General features: G+C 63.4%; 14 protein-coding genes. All 14 read left to right on the top strand.

Annotation, left to right across the window (positions count from 1 at the left end; translation table 11 throughout):
- Positions 1-14: 14 nt before the first annotated feature.
- Positions 15-4,211: a DNA-directed RNA polymerase subunit beta' gene (gene rpoC / locus K410_RS0122875; protein WP_028137028.1), complete on the top strand. Its 4,197-nt coding sequence runs from the start codon at positions 15-17 to the stop codon at positions 4,209-4,211.
- Between the two features lie 194 nt (positions 4,212-4,405).
- Positions 4,406-6,466: an FAD-dependent oxidoreductase gene (locus K410_RS0122870; protein WP_028137027.1), complete on the top strand. Its 2,061-nt coding sequence runs from the start codon at positions 4,406-4,408 to the stop codon at positions 6,464-6,466.
- Positions 6,467-6,598: 132 nt separating this feature from the next.
- The gene (locus K410_RS0122865; protein ID WP_028137026.1) at positions 6,599-8,620 is read left to right on the top strand and encodes an ABC transporter ATP-binding protein; all 2,022 of its coding nucleotides are present in this window, start codon (positions 6,599-6,601) and stop codon (positions 8,618-8,620) included.
- 871 nt (positions 8,621-9,491) lie between these two features.
- Positions 9,492-9,863, top strand: a complete 372-nt coding sequence (gene rpsL, locus K410_RS0122860) for a 30S ribosomal protein S12 (RefSeq protein WP_007603006.1) — start codon at positions 9,492-9,494, stop codon at positions 9,861-9,863.
- Positions 9,864-9,878: 15 nt separating this feature from the next.
- The gene (gene rpsG / locus K410_RS0122855) at positions 9,879-10,349 is read left to right on the top strand and encodes a 30S ribosomal protein S7 (protein ID WP_008136420.1); all 471 of its coding nucleotides are present in this window, start codon (positions 9,879-9,881) and stop codon (positions 10,347-10,349) included.
- 33 nt (positions 10,350-10,382) lie between these two features.
- Entirely contained in the window at positions 10,383-12,455 is a 2,073-nt protein-coding gene (gene fusA, locus K410_RS0122850) for an elongation factor G (protein ID WP_028137025.1), read from the top strand.
- Positions 12,456-12,495: 40 nt separating this feature from the next.
- Complete coding sequence (tuf, locus tag K410_RS0122845; protein WP_008136415.1) at positions 12,496-13,686, top strand: elongation factor Tu; 1,191 nt, start codon at positions 12,496-12,498, stop codon at positions 13,684-13,686.
- Positions 13,687-13,771: 85 nt separating this feature from the next.
- On the top strand, positions 13,772-14,080 hold the full coding sequence (gene rpsJ / locus K410_RS0122840; protein WP_002712302.1) for a 30S ribosomal protein S10: 309 nt from the start codon (positions 13,772-13,774) through the stop codon (positions 14,078-14,080).
- Positions 14,081-14,178: 98 nt separating this feature from the next.
- The gene (gene rplC / locus K410_RS0122835) at positions 14,179-14,892 is read left to right on the top strand and encodes a 50S ribosomal protein L3 (protein WP_028137024.1); all 714 of its coding nucleotides are present in this window, start codon (positions 14,179-14,181) and stop codon (positions 14,890-14,892) included.
- Position 14,893: 1 nt separating this feature from the next.
- A complete protein-coding gene (rplD, locus tag K410_RS0122830; protein WP_028137023.1) occupies positions 14,894-15,514 on the top strand; it encodes a 50S ribosomal protein L4 in 621 nt (206 codons plus the stop codon).
- The gene (locus K410_RS0122825) at positions 15,511-15,813 is read left to right on the top strand and encodes a 50S ribosomal protein L23 (RefSeq protein ID WP_028137022.1); all 303 of its coding nucleotides are present in this window, start codon (positions 15,511-15,513) and stop codon (positions 15,811-15,813) included. Before rplD ends, K410_RS0122825 begins: the two co-directional genes overlap by 4 nt.
- Before the next feature lie 12 nt (positions 15,814-15,825).
- Complete coding sequence (rplB, locus tag K410_RS0122820; protein WP_028137021.1) at positions 15,826-16,659, top strand: 50S ribosomal protein L2; 834 nt, start codon at positions 15,826-15,828, stop codon at positions 16,657-16,659.
- A 12-nt stretch (positions 16,660-16,671) separates the two neighbouring features.
- Entirely contained in the window at positions 16,672-16,950 is a 279-nt protein-coding gene (gene rpsS / locus K410_RS0122815; protein WP_008136357.1) for a 30S ribosomal protein S19, read from the top strand.
- Positions 16,951-16,960: 10 nt separating this feature from the next.
- Entirely contained in the window at positions 16,961-17,347 is a 387-nt protein-coding gene (gene rplV / locus K410_RS0122810; RefSeq protein WP_028137020.1) for a 50S ribosomal protein L22, read from the top strand.
- Positions 17,348-17,362 lie beyond the last annotated feature (15 nt).

Here is a 17,362-nt window from a genome sequence, read left to right as displayed (position 1 = left end):
GCGAGGAGAAGACGATGAACCAAGAAATTATGAATCTCTTCAACCCGACGACGCCGGCTCAGGTCTTCGACCAGATCCGGATCTCGATCGCGTCTCCAGAGAAGATTCTGTCCTGGTCCTACGGCGAGATCAAGAAGCCGGAGACCATCAACTACCGCACCTTCAAGCCCGAGCGCGACGGCCTGTTCTGCGCCCGCATCTTCGGGCCGATCAAGGACTACGAGTGCTTGTGCGGCAAGTACAAGCGCATGAAGTACAAGGGCATCATCTGCGAGAAGTGCTCGGTCGAGGTCACGCTGTCGCGCGTCCGGCGCGAGCGCATGGGCCATATCGAGCTCGCAGCCCCGGTCGCCCACATCTGGTTCCTGAAGTCGCTGCCCTCGCGCATCGGCCTTCTGCTGGACATGACGCTGAAGGATCTCGAGCGGATCCTCTACTTCGAATATTACGTCGTGCTCGAGCCGGGTCTGACCGCGCTCAAGGACCGTCAGCTGCTGTCCGAGGACGAGTATCTGAAGGCGCAGGACGAATACGGCCAGGACAGCTTCACCGCCATGATCGGCGCCGAAGCGATCCGCGAGCTGCTCAAGGGCATGGACCTCGAGAAGCTGGAGGCTTCGCTCCGCGTCGAGATGCAGGAGACCGACTCCGACATCAAGCACAAGAAGCTCGCCAAGCGCCTCAAGATCGTGGAAGCGTTCCGCCACTCCGGCAACAAGCCGGAATGGATGATCATGACCGTGGTTCCGGTGATTCCGCCGGACCTGCGTCCGCTGGTGCCGCTGGACGGCGGCCGCTTCGCGACCTCGGACCTCAACGACCTCTATCGCCGCGTCATCAACCGCAACAACCGCTTGAAGCGGCTGATGGAGCTGCGCGCGCCCGACATCATCATCCGCAACGAGAAGCGCATGCTTCAGGAAGCGGTCGATGCGCTGTTCGACAACGGCCGCCGCGGCCGCGTCATCACGGGCGCCAACAAGCGCCCGCTGAAGTCGCTCGCCGACATGCTCAAGGGCAAGCAGGGCCGCTTCCGCCAGAACCTGCTCGGCAAGCGCGTCGACTATTCGGGCCGTTCGGTGATCGTGGTCGGTCCCGAGCTGCGCCTGCATCAGTGCGGCCTGCCGAAGAAGATGGCGCTCGAGCTGTTCAAGCCGTTCATCTATTCGCGGCTCGACGCCAAGGGCCTGTCCACCACGGTGAAGCAGGCCAAGAAGCTGGTCGAGAAGGAGCGGCCCGAGGTCTGGGACATCCTGGATGAGGTGATCCGCGAGCATCCGGTGCTGCTCAACCGCGCGCCGACGCTGCATCGTCTCGGCATCCAGGCGTTCGAGCCCGTGCTGATCGAGGGCAAGGCAATCCAGCTTCACCCGCTGGTCTGCTCGGCGTTCAACGCCGACTTCGACGGCGACCAGATGGCCGTGCACGTTCCGCTGTCGCTCGAAGCACAGCTGGAAGCGCGCGTCCTGATGATGTCGACCAACAACATCCTGCATCCGGCCAACGGTCAGCCGATCATCGTGCCGTCGCAGGACATCGTGCTCGGTCTCTACTACGTTTCGATCATGCGCGAAGGTCTGCCCGGCGAGGGCAAGATCTTCGGCGACATGGCCGAGCTCGAGCACGCCCTGCACGCGAAGGTCATCCACCTCCACACCAAGATCAAGTACCGGTGGCAGGGCATGGACGAGACCGGCAAGGTCTCGACGCGCTGGATCGAGACCACCGCCGGCCGCGTCATGCTCGGCAACCTGCTGCCGAAGAACCCGCGGATTTCGTACGAGATCATCAACAAGCTGATGACCAAGCGCGAGATCTCGGGCGTGATCGACCAGGTCTACCGTCACTGCGGTCAGAAGGAGACGGTGATCTTCTGCGACCGCATCATGGCGCTCGGCTTCTACAACGCGTTCAAGGCCGGCATCTCGTTCGGCAAGGACGACATGGTCGTGCCGCACGGCAAGTGGAAGATCGTCGATACCACCCGTACGCTGGCGAAGGACTTCGAGCAGCAGTACAACGACGGTCTGATCACCCACGGCGAGAAGTACAACAAGGTCGTCGACGCCTGGTCGAAGGCTACCGAAGAAATCGCCAAGGCGATGATGAAGGAGATCTCCTCGACCAAGAAGACGGTGAGCGGGGCCGATGCCGACATCAACTCGATCTACATGATGGCTCATTCCGGTGCCCGCGGTTCGCCGGCCCAGATGCGCCAGCTCGCCGGCATGCGCGGCCTGATGGCCAAGCCGTCGGGCGAGATCATCGAGACGCCGATCATCTCGAACTTCAAGGAAGGCCTCTCGGTGCTCGAGTACTTCAACTCGACCCACGGCGCCCGCAAGGGCCTCGCGGACACCGCGTTGAAGACCGCCAACTCCGGCTACCTGACCCGTCGTCTGGTCGACGTCGCGCAGGACTGCATCATCACGCAGAGCGACTGCGGCACCAAGCTCGGCATCAAGATGCGCGCCATCGTCGATGCCGGCACCGTGGTCGCTTCGCTGGGCTCGCGCATCCTCGGACGCACGGCCTGCGAGGACATCCGCGACAGTTCCGGCAAGGTGATCATCAAGCGCGACACGCTGATGGAAGAGAGCCATCTGGACGCCATCCAGCAGGGTGGCGTGCAGGAGGTGAAGATCCGCTCGGCACTGACCTGCGAGCTCGTCAACGGCATCTGCGGCAAGTGCTACGGCCGCGACCTCGCCCGCGGCACGCCGGTCAACCACGGCGAAGCCGTCGGCGTCATCGCGGCGCAGTCGATCGGCGAGCCGGGCACCCAGCTCACCATGCGCACCTTCCACATCGGCGGTGCGGCGCAGCTCAACGAGCAGTCGTTCGTCGAAGCCAACTTCGACGGCAAGATCGTGATCAGGAACAAGGCCATCGCCCGCAACAGCGAAGGCCACCTGATCGCGATGGTGCGCAACATGGTGGTGGCCATCGTCGATGCCGACGGCACCGAGCGTGCGACGCACCGCGTCCAGTACGGCTCGCGCCTGCACGTCGACGAGGGCGACATGGTCAAGCGCGGCCAGCGCATCGTCGAGTGGGATCCCTACACCCGTCCGCTGCTCACCGAAGTCGAAGGTACCATCGGCTTCGAGGATCTGGTCGAGGGGCAGTCGATCTCGGAAACGCTCGACGAAGCCACCGGTATCGCCAAGCGCGTGGTCATCGACTGGCGCTCGACCCGCGGCGGCTCGGACCTGCGTCCGGCCATCGTGGTCAAGGGCAAGGACGGCAAGGTGCTCAAGCTCGCCCGTGGCGGCGATGCCCGCTACATGCTGTCGGTCGACGCCATTCTCTCGGTCGACGTCGGAGCCAAGGTCAATCCGGGCGACATCCTCGCCCGTGTCTCGACCGAAAGCGCCAAGACGCGTGACATCACCGGCGGTCTGCCGCGGGTGGCGGAACTGTTCGAGGCACGGCGTCCGAAGGATGCGGCGATCATCGCCGAGATCGCGGGTACCATCCGGTTCGGGCGCGACTACAAGAACAAGCGCCGCATCTCGATCGAGCCGATGGACAAGACCGACGAGCCGCGCGAGTACCTGATCCCGAAGGGCAAGCACATCCACCTTCAGGACGGCGACATCGTCGAAAAGGGCGACTTCATCGTCGAAGGCAACCCGGCACCGCACGACATCCTCGCGGTCAAGGGCATCGAGGAACTCGCGGCCTATCTGGTCAACGAGATCCAGGAGGTCTACCGGCTCCAGGGCGTGCTCATCAACGACAAGCACATCGAGGTGATTGTCCGTCAGATGCTCCAGAAGGTGGAGGTCACCGACCAGGGCGATACGGACATGATCTCGGGCGAGCAGGTCGACAAGATCGAGTTCGACGCCTTGAACGAGAAGGCCAAGGAAGAGGGCAAGAAGCCCGCCACGGGAACGCCGGTTCTGCTCGGCATCACCAAGGCGAGCCTGCAGACCCGCTCCTTCTTCTCGGCGGCCTCGTTCCAGGAGACCACCCGCGTCCTCACGGAAGCGGCGGTCAACGGCAAGGTCGATCCGCTCGAAGGCCTCAAGGAGAACGTCATCGTCGGCCGGCTGATCCCGGCGGGCACCGGCGCCTCCATGGCCAAGATCCGCGAAGTCGCCATGAAGCGCGACAAGCTGATCCTGGACGAGCGCGAGAAGCAGGCGGCGGTCGTGTCGCCCGCGCCGGAAGCGGAGCTTCCCGCGCTGCCGCCCGCGGAATGATCGTTCATCCGTAGGAATACTGAGACAATGAAAAGGCCGGCGCAAGCCGGCCTTTTTGCTGCATCCTTGCCGGCTTGCTGCGGTGCAGGATCAGCCCTTGTTCATCTTTCCTTCAGGCGTAAAAGCGCTTCTGCTAGGGGAGTCTAGACCGGTGGTCCCGTGAAGGGGGGCGGACCGGAGACCACGGAACTCATATGCTTGATCTCGCAATCGTAGGCGGCGGCCCCGGCGGGCTGATGAGCGCCTGGTATCTGAAGCGCAAGCTCGGCGATCTCTGTCGCGTCACCATCTTTGAGGCCTCCGACCGGCTCGGCGGCAAGATCGTCACGCGCAAGTTCGATTCCGCGCCCGCGATGTACGAGGCCGGCGTGGCCGAGATCTACGATTACTCGATGACGGGTCCGGATCCGCTGCGCGAGTTGATCCAGCATTTCGGGCTGCAGACCATTCCGATGGACGCCGAGCAGGTGCATCTCGGTGGCGAACTGCTGAACGATGTGCCGGGCATGCGCCGCAAATACGGCGCCAAGACCGCCGCTGCGATCGAGGCCTTCCGCAAGCGCTGCACCGAGATGTTGTCGCCGGTCGAATATTACGAGGGCGTCGGCGCGCACGACAACGAGAATCCCTGGGCCTACAAGACCGCCGAGCAGGTGCTCGACGAGGAGGTTGAGGACGAGACGGCGAAGCGATTTTTCAAGGTGATGGCGCGCTCCGACATTGCGACCGAGAGCCACAACACCAACGGCCTCAACGCGCTCAAGAACTACCTGATGGACGTCGACGGCTATATCGGCCTCTATTCCATCCAGAACGGCAACGAGCAGCTGATCGAGTGCCTGCAGTCGGAGGTCAATGCCGACATCCAGCTCAATCATCGCGTGCTCACCGTGGGCAAGGCGCCGACCGGCCGCTACCAGCTCAAGATGATGAACGGCAAGGGACCGGAGACCCGCGACTTCGACCTCGTGCTGGTCTGCCTGCCGCATTCCTGGCTGGCCACGCTCGGCTGGGAAGGCGAGCAGCTGCGCAAGTCGATGGTCAAGCACGTCTCCTATTTCGACCGTCCCGCCCATTACCTGCGCGTCTCGATCCTGTTCGACACGCCGTTCTGGGGCGGGAAGATTCCCGGCGCCTGGTTCATGTCGGAAGCTTTCGGCGGCTGCTGCGTCTACAACGAGGGCGCGCGCCACGACGTCGGCAAGCACGGCGTGCTGAACTGGCTGATTCCGGGTTCCGACGCGCTGGCCTTCGCCAATCTGTCGGACCAGGAGCTGATCGACGCCGCGCTGAAGTCGCTGCCGGCCTCGCTCGGCGATGCGCGTTCGCATTTCATGGAAGGCAGGATCCACCGCTGGCTGTCGTCGGTGAACGCCATACCGGGCGGTCTGCCCGTGCGCGACGTCATGACCAATCACCGGCCGGAGCCGAAGCAGCATCCGGGCATCGTGGTGGTCGGCGACTATCTGTTCGATTCCACGCTGAACGGCCTGCTCGACTCCTCCGACGCCGCCACCGACATCATCCTGACCGAGATGATGCGCCTGCGCCGAGAACGCGCGCAGGAGGACAAGCCGCTCTCCGACAAGATCGATCGCGATTATTTCGAGAACTATCGCGGCCTCGGCCCCTACCACGAGGCGTGGCGCCACTTTACCGACCCCGATTATCTCACCAAGCTGCTCGGCATCGTCTGGGGCAAGACGAAGGGCTTCAGGCTGCTCGTCGCGGGCTCCGCCAGCGGCGAGCTGGTCGGCGCGCTGCGCGAGCGTGGCATCGATGCCTTCGGCATCGAGAACAACCGTGCCATCCACGCCAAGACGCCGAAGGCGCTGAAGAAGTACAACAAGCTCGGCTCGATCACCGACATGCCGTTCAAGGACGGCGCATTCGACTTCGTGTTCGAGACCAGCCTCTGCCACGTTTCCCCGAAGCAGGTGGTCCGCGCGATCCGCGAGCTCAACCGCGTGGTCAAGACCGGCCTCGTGTTCGGCTCGATCACCTCGGACATGGCTCCCGCCCTGATCGACCGCTACGACCTGCTGCGCGGGGTCAAGAAGCTCGGCACCTGGTGGGAATGGTCCGAGCTGTTCTTCGGCAATGGTTTCGATCTCTCGATGCACCGCAAGGACTGCACCGATGCGCTCTGGGAGGCGACGCTCGCCGCCAACAAGGGGCCAGGGCAGTGGTACGCCGACGCCGACAGCTTGCGCTATTCCTTCTTCGACAAGGTCGAGGACGAGGACGAGGAATAGCCGCGGGACGCGTCGAATTCGTCCAATTGTTTTGCCGAATTCATCTTGATCGCATAGAATCGGGGCCTTAGCGGTTGCCGCTATGTCCTGCGTTCTCTGCGGTCATGCCGGCCGTCAGCATCGGTTGGTTTCATGGCATCCAAGCCTCTCTCGCCCGACGACAAGCCTCTCTCGCCCGACAAACAGAAGCTCGCCGCAGACAAGGCGGCCGGGCTCGACGACAAGCTCGCCGCTTCTGCCAAGCCGGATCTCGACGACGAGGAGGACGACGAGGACGAGGCGGATGACGGCCTGGAACTCGACGACGATGATGAGGACGAGGACCTCGTCGTCTTTACCGCCCGCGAGGCCGCCGGCGCGCTCGCGACCATCCTCGGCTTCGTCAAACCCTATCTGACGAACTACAAGCGGATGCTGTCGTTCGTCGCGTTCGGCGTCTTCGTCGAGACGCTGTTCAACGTCATCATGCCGCTCAGCCTCAAGTTTCTGATCGACGAGGCGCTCGGCGAGGAAGACTTCCAGGCGCTGTACAAGATCCTCGGCGTGCTCGCCGTCGCCGGCATCTTCACCTCGATTGTCGCGGTCTGGTACGAGCGCTGGGATGCGCGGCTGGCCGCCTGCGTCATCTCGGACGTCCGCAAACGCCTGTTCGAGCACGTCCAGGACCTGCCGGCGGCCTATTTCGGCCGTACCAAACGCGGCGAGATCCTGTCGCGCTTCTCGGTCGACCTCTCCGCGTTCGAAGGCTCGGTGAAGACCTTCGCCAACAGCGCCGCGCTGCCGTTTCTGGAACTCGTCGCCGGCATCGTCCTGATGGTGTTCCTGAACTGGCAGCTCGCGGTGGTCGCGCTGCTCGTGTTTCCGATCACGCTGATCGGCCCGCGGATCCTGACGCCCAAGGCCGTGCAGGCCAATTACGAGCAGAAGCTCAACGAGAGCGCGCTGCTCGGCATGGTGCAGGAGAACGTGGCGGCGCAGGCCGTGATCAAGGCGTTCAGCCTGCAGCGCAAGATGTTCGGCTTTTTCGCCTTCCGCAACGACGAGACCCGCAACAAGATCGCCTCGGCCGCGTTCCTGTCGACCATGGTGGAGCGGACGGTCACCATCTCGGTGCTATTGTTGCACCTCGTGGTGCTCGCGATCGGCGCGTATCTGGCGACCAAGGGCCAGATCACCATCGGCACCTTCGTCACCTTCGAGAGTGCGTTCTGGGAGGTCTCCTACAACATCGCCCATCTGATGCATTTCATCCCGGTGTCGATCTCCTCGGCCGCCGCGATCCGTCATATCCAGGAGCTGCTGGACGAGCCGACCCGCGCCGCCGATCGGCCCGGTGCGCCCGATTTGCCGCGCATCACCAACGACATCACCTTCGACCGCGTCACCTTCCGCTACGAGGGCAGCCAGACGCCGGTGCTGGACAATCTCAGCCTCAAGCTCGACGCCGGCAAGCGCATCGCGATCGTCGGCCCGAGCGGCTCCGGCAAGAGCACGTTGCTCAACCTCATCCTGCGGCTCTACGTGCCCGACGAGGGACGGCTCACCATCGACGGTGTCGACGTCCGCAAGGTGACGCTGGATTCGCTGCGCCGGAGCATGGCGGTGGTGTTCCAGGAGAACATGCTGTTCAACATGTCGATCCGGGAGAACATCCGGCTCGGCAAGGAGGGCGCGACCGACGAGGAGGTGGAGGAAGCCGCCAAAAAGGCCGAGATCCACCGTTACATCATGAGCCTGCCGCAGCGATACGACACGCCGGTCGGCGAGCGCGGCGACACCCTGTCGGGCGGCCAGCGCCAGCGCATCGCGATCGCGCGCGCCATCATCCGCAACCCGTCGGTGCTGCTGCTGGACGAAGCCACCTCGGCGCTGGACCAGACCACGGAAGCTGCGATCAACCGCACGCTGCTCAAGGTCGCCAAGGGCCGCACCATGATCTGGTCGACCCACCGTCTGACGTCGGTGGTCGAGATGGACGAGATCATCGTGATTTCCGGGGGCAGGGCGATCGAACGCGGCTCTCATGCCCAGTTGCTCGCCAAGAACGGCACCTATCGCAAGCTGTGGAACGACCAGATCCACCAGCCGCACGGCGGGGCCGCGCCCGTCGACGATGGCAGAGACGAGGATGACGACGACGACGACGAGGAGTGACCGGACCGCGATTCGGCGATCCCGGTGATCGGCATCGCGCGGTCCGCACCTGGCGGCGAGTTTTCGATTCGAGAGCTCGATCGGATAGTTCTCATTCGAATTGGTCGTGAGCCTCGAAAGTCCGCGCGGCCGACGTCGCGGACATTGGTCGTGCAGCGACTTTGGCCGCTCCCGGCGGTGCCGATGACCGCCGAAGCGGAGAGATTAATGCCCTTTAACGCACTCCGGGCAAGAAAAGGCCGCGCCGATTACCATAAAATTGCTTTTTGCCCGGGTATAATCGCAGATGAGCTGGCGACGTGGAGGCTGTCGTCCCATATGAGTGTGAGCGCGGCGAGGCGATAAACAGCGATTTTGACAGGCTGCTGAAGCGCTTCGTGACTGTCGTTTCGCCTTGACTTGAGCGACTCCCACTTATAGAAAGCGCCTCACTTAACGACAGGCGGTGAGCATCGCCAGCGTCGGAACGGGCCACCCGTTAGATCTCCAAGGACCAGCTCCACAAGGGATCGCTCGAAGCGGGCACCAACCTCGACGAATGCCGCTCAAACGCTGTCGATCATAGCTAGGCAATGCCAGTGCGATTCTAGGTCTCTTGAGCAAGTTCTCTTGAGATCGAATTCGGATGCATGACCTCAGTGCGCAGGCCGTGGCTTTACGCCGACGGCCTCAATACTGCGGTCCTCTGTGGCGTCGAAGCGCTTTCCGCCCGTTGATGGGGTGGTTGGCGCGATTTCGCTTTGTGCGGATTGTTCCGCGGAAGGCAGCCTCGTCGGGCAGGTAGCTCGAAAGAATTTGCAGTTCCGGCAACGGGCTGCGGCAAGACAGCGGATCCGGAAGGGGCCGCGACAGAACAAAGGGTAAGGCCAGGATGCCGACGATCAACCAGCTGATCGCTCAACCGCGTGAAGTGCAGAAGTCGCGCAAGAAGGTGCCGGCGCTGCAGCAGTCGCCGCAGAAGCGTGGTGTTTGCACCCGCGTCTACACCACGACCCCGAAGAAGCCGAACTCGGCGCTTCGTAAGGTCGCCAAGGTGCGCCTGACCAACGGCTTCGAGGTGATCGGCTACATCCCCGGCGAGGGCCATAACCTCCAGGAGCACTCGGTGGTCATGATCCGCGGCGGCCGCGTCAAGGACTTGCCCGGCGTGCGTTACCACATCCTCCGCGGCGTTCTGGATACCCAGGGCGTCAAGAACCGTAAGCAGCGTCGTTCGAAGTACGGCGCGAAGCGTCCGAAGTAAGCGGGAACCAGCTCTATGTCTCGTCGCCATTCAGCGGAAAAGCGCGAAGTCCTTCCCGATCCGAAGTTCGGGAACATCATCGTCACGAAGTTCATGAACTCGGTGATGTACGCCGGCAAGAAGTCGGTCGCCGAGGGCATCGTCTACGGTGCGTTCGGCATCATCGAATCCAAGACCAAGCAGAACCCGCTCGGCGTGTTCGAGCAGGCGCTCGAGAACGTCATGCCGACGATCGAGGTTCGCTCCCGTCGCGTCGGCGGCGCGACCTACCAGGTTCCGGTCGAGGTCCGCTCGACCCGCCGGCAGGCGCTCGGCATCCGCTGGCTGATCTCGGCCGCGCGCGAGCGCAACGAGAAGACCATGACCGAGCGGCTTTCGGCCGAGCTGCTGGACGCATCGAACAACCGCGGGAACGCCGTCAAGAAGCGTGAAGACGTGCACCGGATGGCGGAAGCCAACCGCGCCTTCTCGCACTATCGCTGGTAACGGCGACACACTCGGACTCGCAAGGAACCACCCATGCCCCGCCAACATGCCATCGAGGACTACCGTAACTTCGGTATCATGGCGCATATCGACGCCGGCAAGACCACGACGACCGAGCGCATCCTCTATTACACCGGCAAGAGCCACAAGATCGGCGAAGTGCACGAAGGTGCCGCGACGATGGACTGGATGGAGCAGGAGCAGGAGCGTGGCATCACGATCACCTCGGCTGCGACCACCGCGTTCTGGGCCGGCAAGCGCCTGAACATCATCGACACCCCCGGCCACGTCGACTTTACCATCGAGGTCGAGCGCAGCTTGCGCGTGCTCGACGGCGCCGTCTGCGTGCTCGACTCGAACCAGGGCGTCGAACCCCAGACCGAGACCGTCTGGCGCCAGGGCGACAAGTACAAGGTTCCGCGCATCGTCTTCGCCAACAAGATGGACAAGACCGGCGCCGACTTCTTCAAGTGCCTGTCCGACATCGTCGACCGCCTCGGCGCCAAGCCGATCGCGATCCAGCTTCCGATCGGCGCCGAGAACAACTTCAAGGGTCTCGTCGACCTCGTGAAGATGCAGGGCATCATCTGGAACGATGAATCGCTCGGCGCGAAGTTCGACTATGTCGACATTCCCGAGGATCTGGTCGAGCAGGCCAAGGAATACCGCGAGAAGATGGTGGAAGCCGCCGTCGAGCTCGACGACGACGCCATGGCCGCCTATCTCGACGGCAAGGAGCCGGACGAGGCGACGCTGAAGCGGCTGATCCGCAAGGCGGTCCTGACCGGCGCGTTCTATCCCGTGCTGTGCGGCTCGGCCTTCAAGAACAAGGGCGTGCAGCCGCTGCTCGACGCCGTCGTCGACTATCTGCCGTCGCCGATCGACGTGCCCGCGATCAAGGGCACCGACGACCGCGGCAACGAGGTCGTGCGCAAGGCGGACGACAAGGAGCCGCTGGCGCTGCTCGCGTTCAAGATCATGGACGACCCGTTCGTCGGCACCATCACCTTCTGCCGCATCTATTCCGGCGTGCTGCAGAGCGGCACCGGCGTCGTGAACTCGACGCGCGAGAAGAAGGAGCGCATCGGGCGCATGCTGTTGATGCATGCGAACAACCGCGAAGACATCAAGGAAGCCTATGCCGGCGACATCGTCGCGCTGGCCGGCCTGAAGGAAGCGCGCACCGGTGACACGCTGTGCGATCCCGACAAGCAGGTGATCCTGGAGAAGATGGAATTCCCCGAGCCGGTCATCGAGATCGCGATCGAGCCGAAGTCCAAGGCCGACCAGGAAAAGCTGGGCGTGGCGCTGGCCAAGCTCGCCGCGGAGGATCCGTCCTTCCGCGTGTCGACCGACCAGGAGTCCGGCCAGACCATCCTCAAGGGCATGGGCGAGCTCCATCTCGACATCAAGGTCGACATTCTCAAGCGTACCTACAAGGTCGACGCCAACATCGGCGCCCCGCAGGTTGCGTTCCGTGAGCGCGTCACCAAGAAGGCCGAGGTCAAGTACACCCACAAGAAGCAGACCGGCGGCACCGGTCAGTTCGCGGAAGTGTCGATCGTGGTCGAGCCGAATGAGCCTGGCAAGGGCTACGAGTTCGAGTCCAAGATCGTCGGCGGTGCGGTTCCGAAGGAATACATCCCCGGCGTCGAAAAGGGCCTCAACAGCGTGATGAGCTCCGGCGTGGTCGCGGGCTTCCCCGTGGTCGACGTCAAGGTTCAGCTCGTCGACGGCAAGTATCACGACGTCGACTCGTCGGCGCTCGCCTTCGAAATCGCAGCGCGTGCGGCATTCCGCGAAGCCCTGCAGAAGGGCAAGTCCGTCCTGCTCGAGCCGATCATGAAGGTCGAAGTGGTGACCCCGGAAGACTACACCGGCTCGGTCATCGGCGACCTGAATTCCCGGCGCGGTCAGATCCAGGGTCAGGACATGCGCGGCAACGCCAACGTCATCAATGCGATGGTGCCGCTCATGAACATGTTCGGTTACGTGAACAATCTGCGCTCGATGAGCCAGGGTCGCGCGACCTTCACCATGCAGTTCGACCACTACGCAGAAGCGCCGGCCAACGTGTCGGCAGAAGTCCAGAAGAAGTTTGCCTGATTGTCGTCGGTCTAAAGCTGACGATTGAACGGAGAGTCAAATGGCCAAAGCAAAGTTTGAACGTAACAAGCCGCACTGCAACATCGGCACCATCGGTCACGTCGACCACGGCAAGACGTCGCTGACCGCGGCGATCACCAAGGTTCTCGCCGAAGCCGGCGGTGCGACGTTCACCGCATACGACCAGATCGACAAGGCGCCGGAAGAGAAGGCGCGCGGCATCACCATCTCGACCGCGCACGTCGAGTACGAGACGCCGAACCGCCACTACGCCCACGTCGACTGTCCCGGCCACGCCGACTACGTCAAGAACATGATCACCGGCGCCGCCCAGATGGACGGTGCGATCCTGGTCGTGTCGGCCGCTGACGGCCCGATGCCGCAGACCCGTGAGCACATCCTGCTTGCCCGCCAGGTCGGCGTGCCCGCGCTCGTCGTGTTCCTCAACAAGTGCGACATGGTCGACGATCCGGAGCTGCTCGAGCTCGTCGAGCTCGAAGTCCGCGAGCTGCTCTCCAAGTACGACTTCCCCGGCGACAAGATCCCGATCATCAAGGGCTCGGCGCTCGCCGCCCTCGAAGATTCCGACAAGAAGCTCGGCCACGACGCCATTCTCGAGCTGATGAAGAACGTCGACGAGTACATCCCGCAGCCGGAGCGTCCGATCGACCAGCCGTTCCTGATGCCGGTTGAAGACGTGTTCTCGATCTCGGGCCGCGGCACCGTCGTGACCGGCCGCGTCGAGCGCGGCATCGTTAAGGTCGGCGAGGAAATCGAGATCGTCGGTCTGCGCGCCACGCAGAAGACCACGGTCACCGGCGTCGAAATGTTCCGCAAGCTGCTCGATCAGGGCCAGGCCGGCGACAACATCGGTGCGCTGCTCCGCGGCACCAAGCGCGAAGACGTCGAGCGCGGCCAGGTGCTGTGCAAGCCGGGTTCGGTCAAGCCGCACACCAAGTTCAAGGCTGAGGCTTACATCCTCACCAAGGAAGAGGGCGGTCGCCACACCCCGTTCTTCACCAACTACCGTCCGCAGTTCTACTTCCGCACCACCGACGTGACCGGTGTCGTGCATCTGCCGGAAGGCACCGAGATGGTGATGCCGGGCGACAACATCGCGATGGAAGTGCACCTGATCGTGCCGATCGCGATGGAAGAGAAGCTCCGCTTCGCGATCCGCGAAGGTGGCCGCACCGTCGGCGCCGGCGTCGTCGCCTCGATCATCGAGTAACAAGCGAATAGGGAATGGTGAGTGGCGGATAGGGATTTCTATTCGCTACTCGCTACTCGCCACTCTACTCAAAGAAAGCACGGCAATGAACGGCCAAAACATTCGTATCCGTCTCAAGGCGTTCGACCATCGTATCCTCGATACGTCGACCCGCGAGATCGTGAACACGGCGAAGCGCACCGGCGCGCAGGTCCGCGGACCCATTCCGCTGCCCACCCGCATCGAGAAGTTCACCGTCAACCGTTCGCCCCACGTCGACAAGAAGAGCCGCGAGCAGTTCGAGATGCGCACTCACAAGCGCCTGCTCGACATCGTCGATCCGACCCCGCAGACCGTCGATGCTTTGATGAAGCTCGACCTGGCCGCCGGTGTCGACGTCGAGATCAAGCTCTGAGCATGCCCCGAGAAGTGGGCACCGGTTTTCGGATCGGGTCATGCTCACTTACGAAGATTAGCTAGTCCGCAAGGACAGAAAGAACAGGAAGCAAGCCGATGCGCTCCGGAGTGATCGCACAAAAGGTCGGGATGACGCGGGTCTTTACGGAGGCCGGCGAACATATCCCCGTGACCGTGCTGAAGCTCGGCAATTGCCAGGTCGTAGGCCACCGCACCGAAGAGAAGAACGGTTACGTCGCGCTCCAGCTCGGTTCTGGCAGCCGCAAGACCGTTTACATGCCCAAGGCGGAGCGCGGCCAGTTCGCGGTCGCCAAGGTCGAGCCGAAGCGGCGGGTCGAGGAATTCCGCGTCTCGCAGGACGCGATGATCCCGGTTGGCGCCGAGATCCTTGCGGATCACTTCGTCGTCGGTCAGTTCGTCGACGTCACCGGCACCTCGGTCGGTAAGGGGTTTGCCGGCGGCATGAAGCGCTGGAACTTCGGCGGTCTGCGCGCCACCCACGGCGTGTCGGTCTCGCACCGTTCGATCGGTTCGACCGGCGGCCGTCAGGACCCCGGCAAGACCTGGAAGAACAAGAAGATGCCCGGCCACATGGGTGTCGACCGCATCACCACGCTCAACCTTCGCGTCGTCCAGACCGATGTCGAGCGCGGCCTGATCCTCGTCGAAGGTGCCGTTCCCGGCTCCAAGGGCGGCTGGATCCGCGTGCGCGACGCCGTCAAGAAGCCGTTGCCGAAGGAAGCTCCGAAGCCCGGCAAGTTCAAGGTTGCTGGCGACGCGGAAGCCGCTCCGGCTGCGCAGGAGGCGTGAGATGGAATTGAAGGTCACCACCCTCGAAGGTAAGGAAGCCGGCTCGGTCCAGCTCTCCGACACCATTTTCGGCCTCGAGCCGCGCCAGGACATCATTGCACGTTGCGTGCAGTGGCAGCTCAACAAGCGCCAGGCCGGTACGCATAAGGCCAAGGGCCGCGCCGAGATCTGGCGCACCGGCAAGAAGATGTACAAGCAGAAGGGCACCGGCGGTGCTCGACACGGCTCGGCTCGCGTGCCGCAGTTCCGCGGCGGCGGTCGTGCCTTCGGTCCGGTGGTGCGTTCGCACGCCACCGACCTGCCGAAGAAGGTCCGCGCGCTCGCTCTGAAGCATGCGCTCTCGGCCAAGGCCAAGGACGGCGATCTCGTCGTGATCGACAAGGCCTCGCTGGAAGCCGCCAAGACCAAGGCGCTGCTCGGTCACTTCTCGGGTCTGGGCTTGACCAACGCGCTGATCATCGACGGTGCCGAGCTCAACAACGGTTTTGCCGCTGCAGCCCGCAACATCCCGAACATGGACGTGCTGCCGATCCAGGGCATCAACGTCTACGACATCCTGCGCCGTCAGAAGCTCGTTCTGACCAAGGCCGCCATCGATGCGCTGGAGGCGCGCTTCAAATGACGAAGAACATCGAGGCTCGCCACTACGACGTGATCGTTGCGCCGGTCGTGACCGAAAAGGCGACGATCGCCTCCGAGCACAACAAGGTGCTGTTCAAGGTCGCCGCGAAGGCGACCAAGCCGCAGATCAAGGAAGCGATCGAGAAGCTGTTCGACGTCAAGGTCAAGAGCGTCAACACGCTGGTCCGCAAGGGCAAGACCAAGGTCTTCCGCGGCAACCTCGGCTCGCAGTCGAACACCAAGCGCGCGATCGTGACCCTCGAAGAGGGCCACCGGATCGACGTCACCACCGGTCTGTAAGGTCGTACGACGATGGCACTGAAGAAATTCAACCCCACGACGCCGGGCCAGCGCCAGCTGGTCATGGTCGATCGTTCGGCCCTCTACAAGGGCAAGCCGGTCAAGGCGCTCACCGAGGGCAAGCATTCCTCGGGCGGCCGCAACAACACCGGCCGCATCACCGTGCGCTTCCGTGGCGGCGGTCACAAGAAGACGCTGCGCACCGTCGATTTCAAGCGCGAGAAGATCGACGTCCCCGCGACCGTCGAGCGGCTCGAGTATGATCCGAACCGCACCGGCTTCATCGCGCTGATCAAGTATCAGGACGGCGAGCAGGCCTACATCCTGGCGCCGCAGCGCCTGGCCGTGGGTGACACCATCATCGCCGGCAACTACGTCGACGTGAAGCCGGGCAACGTCATGCCGCTCGGCAACATGCCGGTCGGCACGATCATCCACAACATCGAGGTCAAGATCGGGAAGGGCGGCCAGCTCGCCCGTTCTGCCGGCACCTACGCCCAGCTCGTCGGCCGTGACCAGGACTACGTCATCATCCGCCTGAATTCGGGCGAGCAGCGCCTGGTGCACGGCCGTTGCCGCGGCACGATCGGTGCGGTGTCGAACCCGGATCACATGAACACCTCGATCGGCAAGGCCGGTCGCAAGCGTTGGATGGGCCGTCGCCCGCACAACCGTGGTGTCGCGATGAACCCGATCGACCATCCGCACGGCGGTGGTGAAGGTCGTACCTCGGGCGGCCGCCACCCGGTCACGCCGTGGGGCAAGCCGACCAAGGGCAAGAAGACCCGCACCAACAAGTCGACCAACAAATTCATTCTCCTAAGCCGCCACAAGCGGAAGAAGTAAGGAACGCCGGACATGGTTCGTTCAGTCTGGAAAGGCCCGTTCGTCGAGGGTTCTCTGCTCAAGAAGGCAGATGCCGCGCGCGCGTCCGGCCGTCACGACGTCATCAAGATCTGGAGCCGTCGTTCGACGATCCTGCCGCAGTTCGTCGGCCTGACCTTCGGCGTCTACAACGGTCAGAAGCACGTGCCGGTGGCCGTCAACGAGGAAATGGTTGGTCACAAGTTCGGCGAGTTCTCGCCGACCCGGACCTTCCATGGCCACTCCGGCGACAAGAAAGCCAAGAAGGCTTGAGGATTAAACGATGAGCAAACCTAAGCGCGAACGGAGCCTCGCCGACAACGAGGCCAAGGCGGTCGCCCGGATGCTGCGGGTGAGCCCGCAGAAGCTCAACCTGGTCGCCCAGCTCATTCGCGGCCGGAAGGCTGCTGCTGCGCTCGCCGATCTGCAGTTTTCGCGCAAGCGGATCGCGGTCGACGTCAAGAAGTGCCTGGAATCGGCCATCGCCAACGCCGAGAACAACCACGACCTCGACGTCGACGATCTCGTCGTGGCGCAGGCCTTCGTCGGCAACGGTCTCGTGATGAAGCGCTTCGCCGCTCGCGGCCGGGGTCGCTCGGGCCGGGTCTACAAACCATTTTCGCAGCTGACGATCATCGTTCGTCAGGTCGAAGCTGAAGCCGCCGCTTAAGGGCGCAGGAGAACA

This window comes from Bradyrhizobium sp. 22 (assembly GCF_000482425.1).
Classification (GTDB): domain Bacteria; phylum Pseudomonadota; class Alphaproteobacteria; order Rhizobiales; family Xanthobacteraceae; genus Bradyrhizobium; species Bradyrhizobium japonicum_B.
The sequence above is the reverse complement of the archived record's forward strand: the minus strand, read 5'-3'. Positions and strand labels throughout refer to the sequence as shown.